General features: G+C 49.8%; 5 tRNA genes. All 5 read left to right on the top strand.

Annotated features, from left to right (window positions below):
- The first annotated feature begins 17 nt into the window (after nt 1-17).
- The 5 genes from BK127_RS42345 (at nt 18) to BK127_RS42325 (ending at nt 513) form a co-directional block, all read left to right on the top strand.
- Nucleotides 18-93: transfer RNA gene (locus BK127_RS42345), tRNA-Asn, on the top strand.
- Between the two features lie 3 nt (nt 94-96).
- A tRNA-Thr gene (locus tag BK127_RS42340) sits at nt 97-172 on the top strand.
- A 6-nt stretch (nt 173-178) separates the two neighbouring features.
- Nucleotides 179-253 (top strand) — tRNA-Glu (locus BK127_RS42335).
- A 92-nt stretch (nt 254-345) separates the two neighbouring features.
- Nucleotides 346-421: transfer RNA gene (locus tag BK127_RS42330), tRNA-Thr, on the top strand.
- Between the two features lie 17 nt (nt 422-438).
- Nucleotides 439-513 (top strand) — tRNA-Gln (locus BK127_RS42325).
- The last annotated feature ends 11 nt before the right edge of the window (nt 514-524 follow it).

Raw genomic sequence — 524 nt, 5'->3', positions numbered from 1 at the left:
GTCGCCAAGCTTAATATTCCCTGATAGCTCAGTTGGTAGAGCACTCGACTGTTAATCGAGTTGTCACAGGTTCGAGTCCTGTTCGGGGAGCCACTTGCTTCCATAGCTCAGTCGGTAGAGTGCATCCATGGTAAGGATGAGGTCACCGGTTCGATTCCGGTTGGAAGCTCCAGTGTAAGGCCCGTTGGTCAAGTGGTTAAGACACCTCCCTTTCACGGAGGTAACAGGGGTTCGAGTCCCCTACGGGTCACCATATTATTAATTTAATATTGGACGCGTAATTCAGCCTTGAGGTTCGGTATTCTATCAGAGAACCCATTGGTTCAATCACACGGCGTTCACTAAGCCGCTGTAGCTCAACTGGTAGAGCAACTGACTTGTAATCAGTAGGTTGGGGGTTCAAGTCCTCTCGGCGGCACCAGTTTTAACTTCGATTATTGGGGATTAGCCAAGCGGTAAGGCAACGGACTTTGACTCCGTCATCCCTAGGTTCGAATCCTAGATCCCCAGCCATAGTATGAGAC

The organism is Paenibacillus sp. FSL H7-0331 (assembly GCF_001956045.1).
This window is presented reverse-complemented; position numbering and strand designations above follow the sequence as displayed.